Raw genomic sequence first — 18352 nt, forward strand, 5'->3', positions numbered from 1 at the left:
ATGGCAGCCCATTCTCCCGACCTGGACGAACGCGAAGCGCGCGCCGGTTTTCTGGCGCGTCACGAGCTGCCGGTTTCGCTGGTGGCGGGCGGCATTCTGCTGGCGCTCATCCTTGCCGCGGTCGTCCTGGCCCCCGCCCTTGCGCCGGCCGACCCCAATGCGGTCGATCTGAAGGTCATTCGCAGGCCGCCATCGGCCGAGCATCTTTTCGGCACCGACGCCATCGGCAGGGATCTGTTCTCGCGCGTGCTTTACGGTGGCCAGGTGTCCCTGCTGGTCGCCGGCGCGGGCATGATCGGCTCGCTGACCTTCGGCGCCGTGATGGGAATGCTGCGCGCTTTCGGACCATGGTTCCTGCGCCCGGTGGTGGACCGGATGATCGATATCCAGCTCGCCTTTCCCTATGTGCTGCTCGCGATCGCGATCACCAGCGCGGTGAAGCCCTCGGTGCCGGTGCTCATCCTGCTGATGGTGCTGGCCGGCTGGGCGGGCGTGGCGCGGGTGGTGCGCGCCATCGCCTTGCAGGAGCGCGCCAAGGACTATGTGAAGGCCGCCGAGATCCTCGGGGCGTCGGGGCTGAGGATCTCGCTGTTTCATGTTTTTCCCGGTGTCCTTCCTGGGTTGATGGTGCTGGCCGCCATGCAGACCGCCGCGATGATCGTCTTCGAGGCGACGCTGTCCTTCCTCGGCATGGGCATCCAGCCGCCGACCGCAAGCTGGGGCGGCATCATGCTGGAGGGCAAGGATTACATCACCTCCTCATGGTGGCTCACGACCTTTCCCGGCCTGGCGATCCTGATGACCTCGCTCAGCCTCGTGCTGATCGGCGACGGAATGGAGGCGCGCAGCGAGCGCCTGCGCGCGAAGGAGACGGAGGCATGACGGCCATGCGACAGGCACTTCTCGATGTGGCGGCGCTTTCCGTCGCCTTTCCCGGCCGCAACGGCCCGATCCGGGCGGTGGACGGCGTCAGCTTCCGGCTCGAACCCGGTGAAAGTCTGGTCATCGCCGGAGAATCCGGCTCCGGAAAATCCATGCTGTGCCGCGCGCTGATGAATATCCAGCCGGGCGCGGCCAGCGTGACCGCGACGCGGATGGACTGGCAGGGGCGGGCGCTCGGCGCTCTCTCGCCACGCGACTGGCGTGCACTGCGCGGCGGACAGATGGCGATGATCTTCCAGGATCCGGCCGCCGCCCTCAATCCGCTGCTTTCGGTCGGTCGCCAGATCATGGATGTGGTGATCGCCCATCGGGCCTGTTCACGCGCTCAGGCCCGGTCGCGGGCCATCGAAGTGCTGGGCCTTGCCGGCCTGCCGGAGCCCGAGGCGCGGCTGGCGAGCTATCCGTCGCAACTTTCGGGCGGCATGCGCCAGCGGGTGGCGATCGCGCTGGCGCTGGCCGCAGCCCCGAAGCTGATCATAGCCGATGAGGCGACGACCAATCTCGACGTGTCCATTCAGGCGCAGATCGTGGCCCTCCTGAAGCGTCTCCAGCGCGAGCTTGGTCTGGGGCTTATCTTTGTGACCCACGATCTCGATCTTGCCGCGGAAGTCGGCGGCCGGCTGATGGTGATGTATGCCGGCCAGCCGGTGGAAACGGGGCCGGTGCAGACGGTCCTGAAGGATCCGTGCCATCCTTACACGCGCGGACTCCTGCGCTCGGCGCCAACTTTGCATTCAAGCCGCGAGACGCCGTTGCAGCCCATTCCGGGCCAGACGCCGAAACCCGGCGCCGTAGGCGCGGGGGCGCCGTTCCGGTCACGCTGTCCGGTTTCGGTCGAAGGCGTCTGCGATGTCAGGCGCGCGCCATGGAGCGAGGCAGGGCCGGGCCACAGGGTGGCGTGCAACCGATTTGCCCTGGATGGAAGAGGAGGCCTGCCGTGAGCAAACCCATGATTGAAGCTTGCGGGATCGACAAGACCTTCACCCTGCGCCGCGATGGCCGCCTTGTCGAGCACCGCGCGCTGAAGACGGTGAGCGCCGATCTGCACGAGGGCGAAATCCTCGGAATCGTCGGCGAGAGCGGATCAGGCAAGACCACGCTTTCCCGGATCATGATCGGCATCGATACCGCCAGCAAAGGTGAGATCCTCTTCCATGGCGACAGGGTTGCCACGCGGCGCGAATGGCGCGATCTGCGCCGTCATGTGCAATACGTGTTCCAGGATCCCTTCACCGCGCTTTGCCCGACCATGCGCATCGGCAAGGCGCTTGCCGAGCCGCTGGCGATCCACGGGATAGGCAGCCGTGAGGAACGGCCCGCAAGAGTGGCGCGGATGCTGGAGATGGTGGGGCTGCATCCCGACATGGCTGGACGGTTGCCCTCGCAGCTTTCCGGCGGCCAGAGGCAGCGCGTGAACCTGGCGCGCGCATTGATGTCCGAGCCGAAGGTGCTGATCTGCGACGAGATCGTCTCGGGGCTGGATGTCTCGGTTCAGGCGCAGGTTCTGGCCTTGCTGCTGGATCTGCAGAAGCGGCTCGGTCTTTCGCTGATCTTCATATCCCACGATCTGCGGGTGATCCGTTATCTCTGCGATCGTGTGCTGGTGATGTATCTCGGCGAAATCGTCGAGCAGGGGCGGACCGATGAGGTCTTCGCCGCGCCGAAACACGATTATACCCGCCGCCTGCTGGCTGCGATCCCCGATCGCGACCGCCCGGCGCATCATTCTCCCATCGACGAGGCTCTGAAATGAAGGATCAGCTTCACCCCCTTGGCGGGCGCCGTGCGCTCGTGACAGGCGCGGCGCGCGGGATCGGCGCTGCGATCGGCGCCGAGCTGGCGAGGCGGGGCGCCTCGCTCCTGCTGGCCGATATCGATGGCGCGCAACTGGAGGAAACGGCGGCCGCCCTGCGCGCCGGCGGAGCCGAGGTCGGCACGCTCGCCTGCGACCTGACCGCGCCCGACGTGCCGGCGCAGCTTGCCGGGATCGCTTCGGAGGCCGGCGGGCTGGATATCCTGGTGAACAATGCCGCGATCCTCGACGCCACGCCGCTCAGGGAACTGGGCCGTGCGCGCTATGCGCAGGTCCAGGAGATAAACCAGAACGCCGCGCTGTGGATGGTTCAGGCATGCGCGCCGCTTCTGGCCCGGTCCGGAAGAGGCAGGGTGGTGAACATCGCCTCGATCATGGGCATCCGCGGGGCGGCCGACAGCCTGCCCTATGCGGTCGCAAAGGGCGGCGTGGTCAACATGACCCGCGCGCTTTCGGTCGATCTGGCGGCCGACGGCATCCTCGTCAACTGCATCTGCCCGGGCTTCGTCGATACGCGCATGGCGTTGTTGCCGGATGGCAGCGGCCACGAACACGACACGGAATGGTTCCGCGACGTCTATATCCGCCACGGACGCATCCCCTTGCGCCGCCCCGCGCCGCCTGAGGAGATCGCGCGGGCCGCGATGTTCTTCTGCGGCGACGACTGCAGCTACGTGACCGGTCAGATCCTGCTGGTCGATGGCGGCATCTCGGCAACTTTTTGACCCTTCCTTCTCCTTATCTGACCTTTTGAGGCAAGCATGAAGATCGTGAAAGTCGAGGCACTGGGCCTCTTCGGAAAATCCCCCAAAGGCGGCTGGTCGAACGAGATCCGGCCCGAAGATTCAATCCATGCGCTGGTGCTCGTGCGGACTGAAAGCGGCAAGACGGGGGTCGGTTCCGTTTTCACGGATGCCCGGCTGGTCAAGGACGGGCTGGATGTGCTACGTCCGCTTCTCATCGGCGAAAGCGCGGTCGAGCCGATGCGCGTCAGCGAGAAACTGCATCAGAACACGTTCTGGATGGGGCGCGGCGGCACGCTGACGCATGTGATCTCCGGCATCGACATCGCGCTCTGGGATCTGTTCGGCAAAGCTTGCGGGCAGCCGCTGCACAGGCTGCTGGGCGGCAGCCACCGCGACAAGGTTCGGGCCTATGCCTCGATCCTGATGGAAGAGCCGGACCTGATGCGCGAGCGCACCGCCCATTTCCGCGCCCAGGGTTTCCGCGCGATCAAGATCGGTTGGGGCCCGTTCGGACGGCGCGACGACCCCAGGCTCGATGAGGCCATCGTGCGCGCCGCCCGGGAAGGCGCCGGCGAGGATTGCCGGCTGATGGTCGATGCCGGCGCATCCGATGCCTGGTGGCCGAACGGGCTGAAATGGGCGCTGAATACCGCGCGGATGCTGAAGGATTACGACATCGCGTGGTTCGAGGAAGCGTTGCATCCGGATGCGCTGGATGATTTCCGGCAATTGCGGTTGCAAAGCCCGGTGCCGATTGCCGGCGGCGAATGCCTGACGCGGCGGCAGTCGTTCCTGCCCTGGTTCGAGGCCCGCGCGCTCGATATCGTTCAGCCCGACGTGACCAAGGTCGGCGGTATAACCGAGCAATTGCGCATCGCGCGCATGGCGGAGGATTTTGGCATCCGCTATATCGGTCACGGCTGGAATACCGCCGTCGGGCTTGCTGCCGATCTGCATCTGTCCGCCGCGTTTCCCCACACCGATATGGTCGAGTTCATCGGCGGGTCGCCCTATATCGACGACATCGTCGAGACGCCGTGGACGCTGGATGCCGAAGGAATGCTTGAAATTCCGCAGGCGCCCGGCCTCGGTCTCCGGCTGAAGGCGCAGGGTCTGGCCGAGCTTTCCGCCGATCCCGAAACCGTCGCCCTTCTGAGCGAGGCATGAGCGGCCTTGCGCTGACATCGGGAGGGCTGCGGCTTGCGCTTGCGCCGGAAAGCGGTGGCGCGGTCGCAGGCTTCTGGCTGCATGAGAAGGACGCATGTTTCGCGCTCATGCGCCCCCTGCCCGAAGCCGCGAACGATGCGCTTCACGCCGCCTGCTTTCCGATGCTGCCATTCGCGAACTGCCTGCGGGACAACAGCTTCCGCTTTGGCGGGCAGACGTACAGCGTGGCGCCGAACATGCCGCCGGCGCGGTTGAATTTCCATGGATCCGGCTGGCGCATGCCCTGGCGGGTCGCCGCGCAATCCGCCGACACCGCGCTTCTGCGGCTGGATGCGGAGGATGGCGTCTGGCGTTACCGGGCGGAGCAAAGGTTCACGCTAACGGCGACGGCGCTTTCCATCACGCTCTGCGTGACGAACGACGCCGCTTCGCCGATGCCCTACAGCATGGGTCTGCATCCGTGGTTTCCTCGCCATGGCGCGTCGCAGGTCCGGTTCCGCGCGGGCGGACTATGGCGTCTGACCCCGGAAGGCGAGGCAATGGGGCAGGCGTGCCAGCCGCCTGAGCTCGATTTCAGCGGCCCGCGTCCTGTTCCGCGCCGTGGGCTCAACGAATGCTATGAGGGCTGGGAGGGTGAGGCGCGGATCGACTGGCCGGCCATCGGTCTCAGCCTCGTGCTTTCCGCCGATCCGATTTTTTCGCGGCTGATGCTCTACAGCCCCCAAACGGATCCCGAAACCTTCTGTCTGGAGCCCCAGACATGTCCGCCCTGCGGTTTCGACGGGCTCGAAACCGATCCCGGCGCCCTTGGCGCCCATATCCTCGCGCCCGGTGACTGCCTGTCCGGCACGATCACCCTGCGCCTTGTCCCCTATTCCCCGGAGAATACTGAATCATGAAAATCGAAGGCGTGGATTTCTTCTATCTGTCGATGCCGGAGGTCACCACCGCAGCGGACGGCAGCCAGGATGCGCTTGTCGTCCGGGTCTCGGCCGGAGGATTGATCGGCTGGGGCGAATGCGAGGCCTCGCCGCTGGTATCCATTGCCGCATTCGTGACGCCCATGTCTCATGGCGCCTGCCGGCCCGTCTCGGCGTCGGTCCTCGGGCGCGATCTGAACGCGCCCGAGGATATCCACGCCATCGCTGCCGATGTGGCCTATTATTCGATGGATCTGCTGCAGGCCGCGCACACCTGGTCCGGGATCGAGATGGCGCTCTGGGATCTGCTGGGAAAGGCGCGGGGCGAACCGGCCTGGAAACTTCTCGGCTATTCCCGCGCCTGGCCGAAGCTGCCCTATGCCTCGGTCCTTTTCGGCGCCACCCCGGCGGAGACCTTCGCGCGGGCGCGTGACATCCGCGAGCAGGGTTTTCAGGCTGCAAAATTCGGCTGGGCGCCGTTCGGGGAGTCGCCCGAGAGTGACGCACTTCAGCTCGATGCTGCCCGCGAGGGGCTGGGCGCCGACGGCATTCTCCTGGTCGATGCGGGGCAGGTGTTCGTCGAGGACGTGGAAGCGGCTTCCGCCCGGCTCAAGGCCATGGAACGCAACCGGGTCACCTTCTTCGAGGAGCCCTTCGGCGGGCAGTCGCTGTCGGCCTATCACGCGCTCTCGCAGCGTGCCGCGGCGGCAGGGGTCGGGATCGCAGGCGGCGAGGCTGCCCATAACCGGCAGATGGCCGAACATCTGATCGATTTTGGCGGCGTGCGCTACATCCAGATCGACTGCGGCAGGATCGGCGGCCTTGGCCCGGCCAAGGCGGTCGCCGATCATGCCGCCGCGAAAGGGGTGACCTATGTGAACCACACCTTCACCTCGAACCTTGCGCTCTCGGCTTCTCTGCAACCCTTTGCCGGGCTTAGGGATCATCGGATCTGCGAGTACCCGACCGGACTTCAGCCGCTTGCCCGGGAACTGACGCTGACCCGCATCATGCCCGACGCCGAAGGCCTCATCCATGTGCCGGACGCACCCGGCCTCGGAATCGAGATCGATCCCGCCGCCATCGCCAGATACCGGGTGGATGTCGAAATCCGCGTGGCGGGCAAAAGCCTTTTCAAGAGCGCAATGTGAGCCGGGGAGACAGTGAGATGAACAGGATAGATCTTGAGGGCCGCACGGCGGTCGTGACCGGAGGCGGCCAGGGCATCGGCCTTGCGGTCGCAAAACGCCTGGTTGCCTCCGGCGCGAAAGTGGCGATCTGGGATGTCAATGCGCAAGCCGCCGAGGCGGCGGCCGCGCAATTGCCGGGGGTGTCGGCGATCTGCGTGGACATCGCCGACGTGTCCTCGGTTGCGGCCGCGCTGGAAGCGACGGGGGCAAGGCTCGGCCACATCGACATCCTGGTGAACTCGGCCGGCATAGCCGGACCAAACCATCGGCTTGCCGATTACCCGGATGAGGACTGGCGCCGGGTCGTGGAAATCAACCTGATCGGGACGTTCAATGTGAACAAGGCGCTCGTTCCGGGCATGGAGGCGCGCGGTTATGGCCGTATCGTCAATATCGCCTCGATCGCCGGAAAAGAGGGCAATCCCAACGCATCGGCCTATTCCGCCGCGAAAGCGGGCGTGATCGCGCTGACGAAATCTCTGGGCAAGGAACTGGCCGGCAGGAACATTGCCGTCAACTGCATCACGCCCGCGGCCGCACGCACCCCGATCTTCGATCAGATGAAGCAGGAGCATATAGACTATATGCTGTCGAAGATTCCGCGTGGCCGTTTCCTGGAGGTGGACGAGGTCGCCAGCATGGTGGCCTGGCTGGTCTCGGAGGAAAACTCCTTCACCACCGGCGCTGTCTTCGACCTTTCCGGTGGGCGGGCGACCTATTGACCTCAGGGGCGGGGGAGCGGGCGATGGAAAGCGCTGTATTCGACCAGCGCAGTTGCGAGCTGGGCGAGGGTGCCTTGTGGCACCCGGCGCGGGCCGAGCTGTTCTGGTTCGACATACCCGCGCGGCGCCTGCTGTCGCGCGGGGCCGCAGGAGCGCGCGAGCGCACCTTGCCGGTTCGCGCCTCCGCGGCGGCGATCCTCGGTACGAACCGGCTTCTCCTGGGCGCCACCGGCGGGCTGCTTTGGCTGGACCTCGAAAGCGGGTCGACAGGTATGGTGGCGGGATTTCCTGATGAAGAAGGGCTGGTGACGAATGACGGGCGGGCCGATCCATGGGGCGGCTTCTGGATCAGCCGCATGGCGCCCGACGAAACGCGGGGTGCGGGGGAAATCTGGCGATGGCGCCAGGGACGTTTTCGCCGCGTCGCCGCCGGGCTGACCATTCCCAATGCGATCTGCTTCGATCGTCCACGCGGCCGCGCCTATTTCGCCGACACCACGCGCCATACCGTCATGGTCCAGGAAGTCGATGCCGAAGGCTGGCCCAAGGGAGAGGCGAGCGTCTTTCTCGATCTTTCCGCCAGCGGCGCATGGCCGGATGGGGCGGTGACCGACGCTTCGTGCAATCTCTGGATTGCGCTCTGGGGCGCAGGCACGGTCGCCTGCAATGATCCGGATGGCCGCCTGATCCGCACGGAGCATTTTTCGGCACGCCAGGTTTCCTGCCCGGCGTTCGGCGGCGCGGATTTCGATACGCTTTTCGTCACCTCCGCTTTCGAGGGCTTGACGAACGAGGAGCGTGCCCGCGATCCATTTGCCGGCATGACGTTCGCCCGACGCTTGAACAAAGCGAACCGGACGGCGCAGGGACGGGCGGAACCCGTCCTGCGCCTGGACGGCTCCGGCCATTCAGGCTGAGTTTTTCCCAATTTGGGAGCGGCGATGCGCGAAGGCGCATCCCGCCCCATGACACCGATCCTTTCAGAAAGGCAGGACCATGAAACTTCTTCGACTCGAAAGCGCAGGCCGCGTCATTCCATGTTTGCTCGACCGCGAGGAGCGGGCCCGTGATGTTTCCAAACGGATTGCGGATTTTACCGCTGATACAGCCGCCGCGCTGAAGGATCTGCTGGCCGATGCTGATCCCGCGACTTTCCCCGAGGTCGACCGGCGTCACGCGCGTCTCTTGCCCCCCATCGCCAGCCCGCGCAACATCTGGTGCATCGGCCTGAACTACTCCGATCATGCCGAGGAATCAGGAATGCCGATACCGGAGGAACCGATCCTGTTCTCGAAGGGCTCCTCCACCTATTGCGGGGCGGAAGACCCGATCCTGTGGAGCGACAGCATGACGAAGCTCGACTGGGAGGTCGAACTGGGCGTGGTGATCGGCAAGGGCGGGCTTGGCATCGCGAAGGAGGCCGCGCTCGACCATGTGCTGGGCTATACCGTGGTCAATGACGTTTCGGAACGGGCGTGGCAGACCGAGCGCGGCGGCCAATGGATCAAGGGCAAGAGCTTCCCGAATTTTTGCCCGACCGGTCCGTTCATCGCCAGCCCGGATGAGCTGGGCGATGCCGGGCAGCTCGACATGTGGCTTGAGGTAAATGGCGTTCGCATGCAGACCGGCACCACCGCAAAAATGATCTTCGATGTGGCGACGATCATCTCCTATATGAGTGAATTCTGCGAATTGTTGCCCGGCGATCTCATTTGCACCGGCACGCCGCCGGGCGTGGGACTTGGCATGAAACCGCAGCGCTGGCTGGCGCCGGGCGATGAGGTTCGGCTGGGAATTGCCGGGCTCGGTCAACAGCGGCAGATCGTGACGCCGATTAGCGCCGGGAGGCCGCAATGAGCGGGGTGGCGCAGCGGCTGCGCGGCCGCGTCGCGGTGGTCACCGCGGCGGGACAGGGCATCGGCCGCGCCGTCGCCGAGCGTCTTTCGGCGGAAGGGGCCGATGTGTTCGCCAGCGATCTGAATGCGGCGACCGTCTCCAGCCTTTCCGGCATGCGCACCGCCGTTCTGGACGCCACCGACATGGCGGCCGTCGACGCCTATTTCGCGCAATTCGAGCGGATCGACATTCTCGTTCACGCCGTCGGCTACGTCCATCAGGGCACGATCGAGGAATGCTCGCCGCAGGCATGGCGCCGCTCGATCGATATCACCCTCGACAGCGCCTATCACGTGATGCGCGCCGCGGTGCCGGGCATGAAGGCCAATGGCGGTTCGATCATCACCATCGGCTCCGTGGCCTCTTCGATCAAGGGCTTTCCGCGCCGGGCCGCCTACGGGGCGGCGAAGGGCGGGGTGATCGCGCTCACCAAGGCCGTGGCGGCGGATTATGTCGGTTGCAGGATCCGCGCCAACGCCGTCTGCCCGGGAACCGTGGCTTCGCCATCGCTCGACGAGAGGATAACCGAACTGGGCAAGACGATGGGCTCGCGCGACGCCGCGCTGCAATCCTTCATCGACCGTCAGCCCTCGGGCAGACTGGGAACGGCGGAAGAAATCGCGGCGGTCTGCGCCTTTCTGGCGTCGGACGAGGGCGCCTTCATCACCGGCCAGGCAATCAATGTCGATGGTGGCATCACGATCTGACCGGGAAGCCGGGCGTGATCCGCAGCGCGACGCCGGTTGGTCCGGCCCGGTCACGACTATCCTGTAACAATGCCGGATATCGAAATAACAAGGACTTATGGCTTGCAGATGGGCTTCTCCCTGCGGTTGTAACTCGATAAAGGGGAACGAAACGGCTTGGCATCGTCTTTGCAATACGGAATACCGTATGGTAAAACCTGTTCCATAGAGGAACGCAAAATCAAAACTGGGAAGGAAAACTGATGAGACTCACCACTTCACTGGCAGCCATGACACTGGCCCTTTCGGGGCTTCTTGCGGCGCCGGCACGGGCCGAGGACGCTGCCTCGTCCTTTCGCTTCGAGTTCAGCCCGAATTTCGAGGCTTGCGCCGGCGACAGCTCGCTCGCCAATGCCTTGGCAAATGGCATAACCCTAGGGATCAGCCCTAGTCCGCCCTACACGTCGCTGGATCCGGCCACCGGCAAGGCCGCGGGTCTGGATGTCGAGATCGTCGAGGCAGCGCTCGACTGGCTGGGTGTCAAGAAGATCACCTATGAGGTGGCGCCTTTCAGCTCGCTGACGCCGTCGCTCCTGTCCAAGCGCATCGACATGGTTGCCGCAAACATCCATGTCACTCCCGACCGGCTGAAGGTCATCAGCTTCACGGGCCCCGGCTGGTGGTACGGTCCGGCGATCACCGTGCAGAGCGGCAATCCTGCCGGAATCCATAGCTTCGACGATCTCAAGAAGCACAAGGTCGGCGCCATCGCCGGTTCGGCCGCCGATGAATATCTGCGCTCCATGGCTGTGGAAGTCGTGCCCTTCCAGACCGATTCCGACCAGTTCCTCAGCCTTGCGCAGGGCCGGGTCGACGTCATTCTCGAAGATGACGTGAAGGTTGCGACCTATATCGCCGAGAACAAGGGTACCGGGATCGAAATGGTGTCGGGCGTGCAGATCCCCGAGGATCTGATCTTCACCTATGGCTATGGTTATGCCCGCTATGGCGTGCGTCAGGAAGATTGCATGCTGCGCACCGCCATGTCCCAGGCGCTTGCGGAGGTGCGCGGCAACGGCAAGGTTTCCGCCGTCTTGCACAAATATGGCCTGACGGGTCGAAACCTGTTCTTTTTCCCTGTTTCGAACTGAAACCTTCCTTCGGGGCGGGGCCGGCCTTGAGCCGCTGCCCCGCCTTGCCTCAAGCGGGGAATATGATGGACCTTCTAAACCTGTCGGTTGTTGCGGAATACTATCCCGTGCTGCTGCGCGGCTTCGGCATGACTATCCTGATGACGCTGATCGTCATCACGTTGAGCTTGACCCTGGCAATCCCGGTGGCGCTGAGCAGAATGTCGGGGAATTTCCTGGTCAGGCTGGTCGGCGGAACTTATGTCGAGCTGCTGCGCGGCACCCCCCTCGTCCTGCAGCTCGTCTACATTTATTTCGTGCTGCCGGGTGTCGGAATCAGGCTCGACGGCTTCGTCGCCGCGCTGGTGGCGTTGACGCTGCATTACACCGCCTATCTGAGCGAGGTCTACCGTGCGGGAATTCAATCGGTTCCCAAGGGGCAGACGCAGGCGGCTTCGGCGCTGGGCATGTCCCGCAGCCAGACATTCATACGCATTGTCCTGCCGCAGGCCGTACGTACCGTGACTCCTGCGCTTGGCAACTATTTCATCTCGCTCTTCAAGGATACGGCTCTCGCGTCGGTCGTCACCGTGCAGGAACTTCTCTTTTCGGGGCAGATCATCGCGGCGCGAACCTATCAGTACTTCACCATCTACACCGTGTGCATGATCATGTATTTCAGTGTGGGTTACCCGGCCGCCCTTTTTGTGCGCTGGCTGGAAAAACGGACCAGCGGCGGCTATGCCCGCAGGCGGCGGCGCCAGAAGGGCGGACAGGCATGATCGAGTTGAACGGCATCGAGAAATCCTATGGCGAGCTGAAGGTTCTCAAGGGCGTCTCGCTCAGCGTGGCGAAGGGCGATGTCATCTGCATCATCGGCCCTTCCGGCAGCGGCAAGTCGACGCTGTTGCGTTGCATCAACTATCTGGAGGAACCGGAAGCGGGCGAGATCAGGCTGGACGGCAAGATCGCCTATCGCGATATCGTGCGCGGACGTATCGTGGCGCGCCCGCGTGCCGAGATCGACGCGACGCGGCGCGAGTTCGGCATGGTCTTTCAGGATTTCAATCTCTTCCCGCATATGAACGTGCTCGGGAATGTGGCGGAGGCGCCTGTACGGGTTCGTGGCCTGACGCGCGCCGAGGCCGAGCGCCGCGGCGTGGCGTTGCTTGACCGCGTCGGGCTGGCGAATAAAGTCGATTCCTGGCCGGAGGAGCTTTCGGGAGGGCAGAAACAGCGCGTCGCGATTGCCCGCGCGCTGGCTATGGAGCCCAAGGCGATGCTGTTCGATGAGCCGACCAGCGCCCTTGATCCCGAGCTGGTGGGAGAGGTATTGGAAGTGATGCGGTTTCTTGCGGCCGAAGGAATGACGATGATCGTGGTCACCCATGAAATGGGATTCGCACGACAGGTTGCGGATCGCGTGATCTTCATGGATCAGGGGCAGATCGTCGAGGAGGCCCCGCCGGAGCAGTTTTTCGCCGCGCCGCGCATGCCGCGCACCAAGGCGTTCCTGCGCATGGCGCAGCAGGAAAGCTGACTATTCAGGCGCTCCTTGCCGTTCCTCTTCGGTGGAGCAGATAATCACTCTGATCGCCGGTTTGGGCCGGCAAGAGACCGGACATAAAGGATAATTGATTGGCGACGGAGAAACAGCAAAATCACGGCTTGCCCGCGCCCGGAGCGCGGGCTTCCGCACTTTCGGCGATCCCGCGCTCGAAGACCACCGCCGATGAAGTCGAGGAACGCATCGTTCTTGCCATCGCGATGGGTGAGAAGAGCCCGGGAGAGCGCATCACCGAGGCCGAACTGGCCACCATGCTGAATGTCAGCCGAATGCCTGCCCGCGAGGCGATCCAGAAACTGCACCTGCGCGGCATTCTCGTCGAAGGCGATCAGCGCGGGATGCGGGTCGCCGATTACAGCGCGGAGCGTGTCGCGGAATTGTTCGAGCTTCGACACGCGATCGAGCGCGTCGTCCTGCGGCGGATCATGAGCGAGGGGTTCGACCGCGGCCCTCTTCTCGAGGAACTGGAAGAGATCATCGCGCGTATGCGCAGTCTGGTCGGATCGGGAGACCCGCTGGCGCTCGGTTCGATCGACATGGAGCTTCATCGCGCCATCGTGCGCCATTCCGGCAATCAACTCGCAGCCAAGATCTGGGAAGGTCTCGCCCAGCACACGATCATCGTTTTCCTGCGTGACTGGGCCAGCGTCGCAGACCGCACCGGCGAGGTCGAGCTGCATGAGCGGCTGGTGGATTTCGTGCGGAACGGCTCGATCGACGACATCGACCAGAAGCTTTACGAGCATTATACGCCCGCCGATGCCCGGCCGAAACGGGACAAAGCGGGGCCCTTGCCGGACGTCGCGCCCAACGGGACGTGAGATTTTCAACAGGTCTGGACGCGGGGCCGATCCCGTCGCCCCCACCGGGGGATGAGGGCGGCGTGGCATTCCCGCCTTGCCGGTGCTCAGCGGCGCCCCGGCAAGGCGCATCGCTTCACGCGGACAGGGCTGCCTGCGCAAAGAATTCCTCCGGCCCGTCGACCTCGATCAGCCGTCGCTTCTCGATCAGCCAGAAGCGGTTGGCCACCGCCCGCACGAAAGCGCGGTCATGCGAGACGAAGAGGCAGCTCGCCTGCTGGGCGGTCAACTCCCGCTCCAGCGCCTCCTGCCCCTCGATGTCGAGATGGTTGGTCGGCTCGTCGAGCAGATAGAAGTTCGGCGTCATGAGGCGCAGCACCAGCATGCCGAGCCGCGCCTTCTGCCCGCCCGAGAGTTGGCCGACCGGCCGCCCCTGCATCTCCACGGAAAAGCCAGCGCCCGCCAGCAGGCTGCGCGCCCTCTGGTCGCCCACGTCGAAGCGGTGGATGATCGTGTCATGCGGTGTGCGCGTGTCGCTAAGCTCGGACAGCGCCTGGTCGCCATAGCCGAGCACCAGCGAGGGCGTCGGCTTGATGCCCACGTGCGCAATGCCTTCTATCGCCGACTTCAGCCGCCGCACCAGCCGTGTCTTGCCGGTGCCGTTCAGGCCGAGCAGCGCGATCCGGTCTCCCTGGCAGATGAATTTCTGGCCTGTGCGGAAGAGCAGGACGCCATCCGGCGTCTCCACGGGACCATCCTCCAGCGTCACCAGAACCCTGGCATGGGTGCCGCGATTGGCGAGCCGGATGGCGCCGGCGGAATTCTCCTGATGGGCGGGCCGCGCCGCATCCTCGATCCGCTCGGCGCGAGCCTTCAATTGCCTGGTCTTCACGACCAGCAGGTCACTGCCGGAATTGATGCCGATATTGTTGAGCTTCGCCGCCTGCTGGCGCAGTTGCGCGGCCGCCTTCATGTCCTTCTCGAAGCGCCGCTCCTCGGCCGCATCCGCTTCGTCAAGCGCGGTGCGGGCCCGAGAATAGGGCAGGGCGAAAAGCTGCGAGCGCTCGGGCCTGAGGAAGAGCGTCCGGTTGGTCACCGCATCGAGGAAGGCGCGGTCGTGGCTGGAGATGATGACCGGCATGTCGCGCGGCAGCGTGCCAAGCCAGCTTTCCAGCCGAGCGATCTTTTCGAGGTCCAGATGGTTGGTCGGCTCGTCGAGCAGCAGCACATCCGGTTCGCTGACGCGCACGCGGGCAATCAGTGCGATGCGCTGCCAGCCGCCGCTCAGCGCGGCAAGCGGACGTTCGCGCAGGGCTTCGGGCACGTCGAGCTCCTCGAGCGTCACATCCGCCCGCCAGCTTTCGCCGTCCCGCTGCTCGGGCTGCAGCGCATCGAGCACCGCTTCGCGGAAGGTCAGTCTTTCCAGACTAGGAGCGAGGTTCTGCTCCATATGCCCGACGGTGAGGCCTCGGGCGCGGGTGATCTCACCGCCGGTGGGCTCGAAATCGCCGGTGATGCAGCGCAGAAGCGTGGATTTGCCGCGCCCGTTGGCGGCGACGAGGCCGATGCGGTCCCCGGCGGCAACCGCGAGGTTGAGATTGGCAAACAGCGGAGTGGAGAGCGTGACGCCGAGCGCACGGATATTGATGAGCGACATGAGAAATCTCTGGTCTTCAAGGCCTCGCGGCGCGGCATCGGCCGTCGATCACGCGAAAGGGCACATGGATATTCGATGCGGAGAAAGCCGCATCGCCGGACAGGCGGACCAGAAGAGTGTTCGTTCCGATCAGCCCTGCAAACGCATCTGCAGGGCAGGATTGGGACCATGCGTGCGGTGTGGCAGAAATTCGTGTTTCACGCGCAGCCCCCTCTTACGTGTTGCGAACGGACAAGCGATACCATCGGCGGGCGCGCTTGGCAACCGGCGCGGGCGCGCATACCCACGGCCGGGCGAGGCCGGCTTTCCAAAACGGCGCGGGAGATGTATGGATGTCGCGCCGCCCGCATGCGGCAGGGAGCCCCTCATGCAGTCCTCGTCTTCATCGGTCCTGTCGCCGGACTGGTCGGCCATCATCGCCGTCGTGCTGGGCGTGACTGCGTTTTCCGTGGCGCAGGGGCTCACCTATCCGCTGGTCTCGCTGACGCTGGAGGCGCAGGGCTATTCGTCGTCGCTGATCGGCGTCAACGCCATCGCCTATGCCGCCGGCATGGGGGCCTCGACGCTGCTCGTCGGCAGCCTTACCGCGCGCTGGCGACCCGACCGGCTGATCATCTTCAGCCTCGTGGTCTGCTCGCTGTGCCTGGCCACCTTCGCGGCCTCGTCGTCCTTCGTCGTCTGGGGCGTCGCGCGTTTCCTGCTCGGCTTCTTCACCAGCATGATCTTCATGCTGGGTGAGGCCTGGCTGAACGCCGCCTGTCCGGACCGCCTGCGCGGTCGGGTATCCGGCCTTTACGGCATGGGCATCTGTGGCGGCTTTGCCGCGGGGCCGCTGGCCATTCCGCTGTTCGGCAGCGCCGGCGGGCTCGGTTTTGCACTGACCGCCGTCTATCTCGCGATCGTCGCTTTCGCCACCGCGATGCTGATGTTTTCAACCAGGACGGTGCCGGAACCGTCCTCGACGGCCGATGTCTTCCGCTTCTTCAAGGCCGCTCCCGTTCTCGTCGGCATGGTCTTCATCTTCGGCTTTGCCGATATCGCTGCGATTTCCGCCATGCCGGTCTATTTCGTGAAGATGGGCTACAGCGAATCCTTCGCCGCACTCAGCGTCACGGTGCTGGCATTGCCGACCGCGCTTGCCCAGCCCTTTATCGGCGTGCTGCTCGACAAGCTGCCGCGCGAACGCGTGGCGCTCGCCGCCGTCGGCACCGCCGCTTTCAGCTATCTCATGCTGCCGTCGATGACGTCGCAAATCGCGATCCTCGGCATTTTCGCCCTGATGGGCGTGGCGGTGTTCTCGCTTTACACCTGCGCGCTCACCATCCTCGGCGAGCGCTACAGCGGGGCCATGCTGGTCGCTGGTGCGGCCGCCTTCGCGCTCGTCTATGCGGCAGGCAGCGCCGCCGGCTCGGGCCTGACCGGCGCCATCATGGAAGCCGCCGGCCCGCAAGCCGGCCCGCTCTCCGTCGGCCTCGGCCTCGCCGCCTTCACCGTCTTGCTGGTGTTTGCGCGGCGGCGGTAGAAAACACCGGGGAATCCGGGAACAAATCGATCCCTGTCCCGTTACCCGCGACATCGACTGGCGGGAGAAAACGGATGAAATTGACGCTGACATTGGGCGTGGTGCTGGGCCTGATCGGCACGGCGGAGATGGCGCAGGCGCGGTCCCTGTATCTTTACGGCGCGGTCCCCGTGGCCGCCGACCCGCGGCTCGTGATCGCTTACGACAATGCGCGCGCCTGGTGCAGTCTGTACGCCAACGGATCGATCGGCGCCGTTCGCGTTCATGCCGGCGCCTATGGCTCACCTGCAATGCGCGCCTGCCTGTCCCGAAAGGGCTTCGTCTACCAGAGCGGTGAAGCTTACGCCTATCCCGTGCGCAAGATCGCATTCGTCACGAAGGGGTAGAGGGCGATGAAGCCATACGGTTATGCGCAGGCTGCGTCGGCGCGTGCTCTTTCGCGGAACTCTCCCGGCGGGACGCCGAAATGTGCCTTGAAGGCGCGGGAGAACTGGGTCTGGTCGCTGAAGCCCCAGTGATAGGCGATTTCGGCGGCCGTCTGGATGTTGTTCGGGTCGGCAAGCGCTTCGCGGCAGGCTGAAAGCCGCTGGTCGCGGATCCAGTTGCGAACGGTGTCGCCGGTATCCCTGAAGAGCTCATGCAGGTAGCGCGTGGAGATGCCACAGGCACGGGCGATGCGCTCGGGGTCGAGGCGGAAGTCCTGGAGATGGGCGCGCGCATAGGTCTCGATGCGGGCCAGGTGGGCGCTGCGCACGGTGGAGTTGCCGGACGTCAGCACGCGGTCGTCGGCCTTGATCGCCAGAACCAGCAGGTCGACAAGCTGGCGGCCCACCGTCGTTCTCGCTTCCTGCGTCATGCCGTCGAAGCGGCCGGGCAGGAGATGCAGCATGTCGGTGAACAGGCCGCCGGCGCCGTTGTTGGCCTCGAATTGCAAGGTGCAGAAGCGATCCGGGGCGCGCATGCGCCCGCCCAGCGCATCCGCTTCCACCTTCAAAACCCACATGTCCGCCGCCTCGGCATGGCTGAACCGGTACGGCTCGCTGCTGCGCTCGAGGAAGAACCCACCCGGTCGGCAATTCACTTCCCGCCCGCACTGCGAAAAGAAAACCTCTGCTTTGGCCGGTACGGTTACCAGGAATTCCTCTTCGCGCGCGCCGCGAAAATGGTGCGGCAGGCGTAGATACTGCAAGGCGTCGCAGGTCAGACGCGAGATCGAGACGCCGCCGAATTGCCAGGTCGTCAGGTCGCCGGAAAACTGGTCTGCATCGCGGAAACGAAGGTCGAGCGGAAAATAGGCCGAGGCGATGGCCTCGTGCCAGTGGCGGCTGCGGTCCGGGGCGCGTGTCGCGCTCGTGGTGATGCTCGTCTTCATGCGGCTTCCCCTCTTCAGGCAAAGGTACGCACAGGAAATCTGCCAGGCAACGAAAATGGCAGCTTGTGCGCGCTTGCGCAATTCATTGTTCCCCGGCTGCAAAGACCGCCACGAAAAACTCTGCCTAGATTGATCCCGGCTTCAACGGCGCGACAGATGCCGGCGGCCCAGGGAACAGATATTTCAGCGATACGACCGGTTTCCAGGCCGTCGGTTCTCGCC

General features: G+C 64.9%; 19 protein-coding genes. 17 read left to right on the forward strand and 2 right to left on the reverse strand.

Going from position 1 to position 18352, the window contains the following annotated elements:
- From P7F60_RS10160 to P7F60_RS10230, 15 genes are all read left to right on the forward strand, one after another.
- On the forward strand, positions 1 to 882 hold the full coding sequence (locus P7F60_RS10160) for an ABC transporter permease (RefSeq protein WP_277917616.1): 882 nt from the start codon (positions 1 to 3) through the stop codon (positions 880 to 882).
- On the forward strand, positions 879 to 1883 hold the full coding sequence (locus tag P7F60_RS10165; RefSeq protein ID WP_277917617.1) for an ABC transporter ATP-binding protein: 1005 nt from the start codon (positions 879 to 881) through the stop codon (positions 1881 to 1883). The genes P7F60_RS10160 and P7F60_RS10165 overlap by 4 nt, the downstream gene beginning before the upstream one ends.
- Positions 1880 to 2695 carry an ATP-binding cassette domain-containing protein gene (locus P7F60_RS10170; protein WP_277917618.1) on the forward strand — a complete coding sequence of 272 codons (816 nt, stop codon included), beginning with the start codon at positions 1880 to 1882 and terminating at the stop codon, positions 2693 to 2695. The genes P7F60_RS10165 and P7F60_RS10170 overlap by 4 nt, the downstream gene beginning before the upstream one ends.
- A complete protein-coding gene (locus tag P7F60_RS10175) occupies positions 2692 to 3480 on the forward strand; it encodes an SDR family oxidoreductase (RefSeq protein WP_277917619.1) in 789 nt (262 codons plus the stop codon). Before P7F60_RS10170 ends, P7F60_RS10175 begins: the two co-directional genes overlap by 4 nt.
- A gap of 36 nt (positions 3481 to 3516) precedes the next feature.
- A complete protein-coding gene (locus tag P7F60_RS10180; RefSeq protein ID WP_277917620.1) occupies positions 3517 to 4668 on the forward strand; it encodes a mandelate racemase/muconate lactonizing enzyme family protein in 1152 nt (383 codons plus the stop codon).
- Entirely contained in the window at positions 4665 to 5567 is a 903-nt protein-coding gene (locus tag P7F60_RS10185; RefSeq protein ID WP_277917621.1) for an aldose 1-epimerase, read from the forward strand. The genes P7F60_RS10180 and P7F60_RS10185 overlap by 4 nt, the downstream gene beginning before the upstream one ends.
- Positions 5564 to 6739, forward strand: a complete 1176-nt coding sequence (locus tag P7F60_RS10190; protein WP_277917622.1) for an enolase C-terminal domain-like protein — start codon at positions 5564 to 5566, stop codon at positions 6737 to 6739. The genes P7F60_RS10185 and P7F60_RS10190 overlap by 4 nt, the downstream gene beginning before the upstream one ends.
- A gap of 17 nt (positions 6740 to 6756) precedes the next feature.
- Entirely contained in the window at positions 6757 to 7500 is a 744-nt protein-coding gene (locus P7F60_RS10195) for an SDR family NAD(P)-dependent oxidoreductase (RefSeq protein WP_277917623.1), read from the forward strand.
- Between the two features lie 23 nt (positions 7501 to 7523).
- Entirely contained in the window at positions 7524 to 8417 is an 894-nt protein-coding gene (locus P7F60_RS10200; protein WP_277917624.1) for an SMP-30/gluconolactonase/LRE family protein, read from the forward strand.
- Positions 8418 to 8541: 124 nt separating this feature from the next.
- Positions 8542 to 9357, forward strand: a complete 816-nt coding sequence (locus P7F60_RS10205; protein WP_347276861.1) for a fumarylacetoacetate hydrolase family protein — start codon at positions 8542 to 8544, stop codon at positions 9355 to 9357.
- The gene (locus tag P7F60_RS10210) at positions 9354 to 10103 is read left to right on the forward strand and encodes an SDR family oxidoreductase (RefSeq protein ID WP_347276862.1); all 750 of its coding nucleotides are present in this window, start codon (positions 9354 to 9356) and stop codon (positions 10101 to 10103) included. Before P7F60_RS10205 ends, P7F60_RS10210 begins: the two co-directional genes overlap by 4 nt.
- Positions 10104 to 10345: 242 nt before the next feature.
- Positions 10346 to 11233: a transporter substrate-binding domain-containing protein gene (locus tag P7F60_RS10215; RefSeq protein WP_277917626.1), complete on the forward strand. Its 888-nt coding sequence runs from the start codon at positions 10346 to 10348 to the stop codon at positions 11231 to 11233.
- Between the two features lie 65 nt (positions 11234 to 11298).
- The gene (locus P7F60_RS10220) at positions 11299 to 11994 is read left to right on the forward strand and encodes an amino acid ABC transporter permease (RefSeq protein WP_277917627.1); all 696 of its coding nucleotides are present in this window, start codon (positions 11299 to 11301) and stop codon (positions 11992 to 11994) included.
- On the forward strand, positions 11991 to 12752 hold the full coding sequence (locus P7F60_RS10225; protein ID WP_277917628.1) for an amino acid ABC transporter ATP-binding protein: 762 nt from the start codon (positions 11991 to 11993) through the stop codon (positions 12750 to 12752). The genes P7F60_RS10220 and P7F60_RS10225 overlap by 4 nt, the downstream gene beginning before the upstream one ends.
- A gap of 98 nt (positions 12753 to 12850) precedes the next feature.
- On the forward strand, positions 12851 to 13600 hold the full coding sequence (locus P7F60_RS10230; protein WP_277917629.1) for a GntR family transcriptional regulator: 750 nt from the start codon (positions 12851 to 12853) through the stop codon (positions 13598 to 13600).
- Positions 13601 to 13715: 115 nt separating this feature from the next.
- Here P7F60_RS10230 and P7F60_RS10235 read toward each other — a convergent pair whose 3' ends face one another.
- Positions 13716 to 15236, reverse strand: a complete 1521-nt coding sequence (locus P7F60_RS10235; RefSeq protein WP_277917630.1) for an ABC-F family ATP-binding cassette domain-containing protein — start codon at positions 15234 to 15236, stop codon at positions 13716 to 13718.
- 367 nt (positions 15237 to 15603) lie between these two features.
- Between P7F60_RS10235 and P7F60_RS10240 the strand changes: the two genes are divergently transcribed.
- A complete protein-coding gene (locus P7F60_RS10240) occupies positions 15604 to 16758 on the forward strand; it encodes an MFS transporter (RefSeq protein ID WP_277917631.1) in 1155 nt (384 codons plus the stop codon).
- 74 nt (positions 16759 to 16832) lie between these two features.
- Complete coding sequence (locus tag P7F60_RS10245) at positions 16833 to 17144, forward strand: hypothetical protein (protein ID WP_277917632.1); 312 nt, start codon at positions 16833 to 16835, stop codon at positions 17142 to 17144.
- A 20-nt stretch (positions 17145 to 17164) separates the two neighbouring features.
- Here P7F60_RS10245 and P7F60_RS10250 read toward each other — a convergent pair whose 3' ends face one another.
- On the reverse strand, positions 17165 to 18130 hold the full coding sequence (locus tag P7F60_RS10250; protein WP_277917633.1) for a helix-turn-helix domain-containing protein: 966 nt from the start codon (positions 18128 to 18130) through the stop codon (positions 17165 to 17167).
- Between the last annotated feature and the right edge of the window lie 222 nt (positions 18131 to 18352).

The sequence above is a fragment of the Rhizobium sp. YJ-22 genome, from assembly GCF_029601685.1.
Classification (GTDB): domain Bacteria; phylum Pseudomonadota; class Alphaproteobacteria; order Rhizobiales; family Rhizobiaceae; genus Metarhizobium.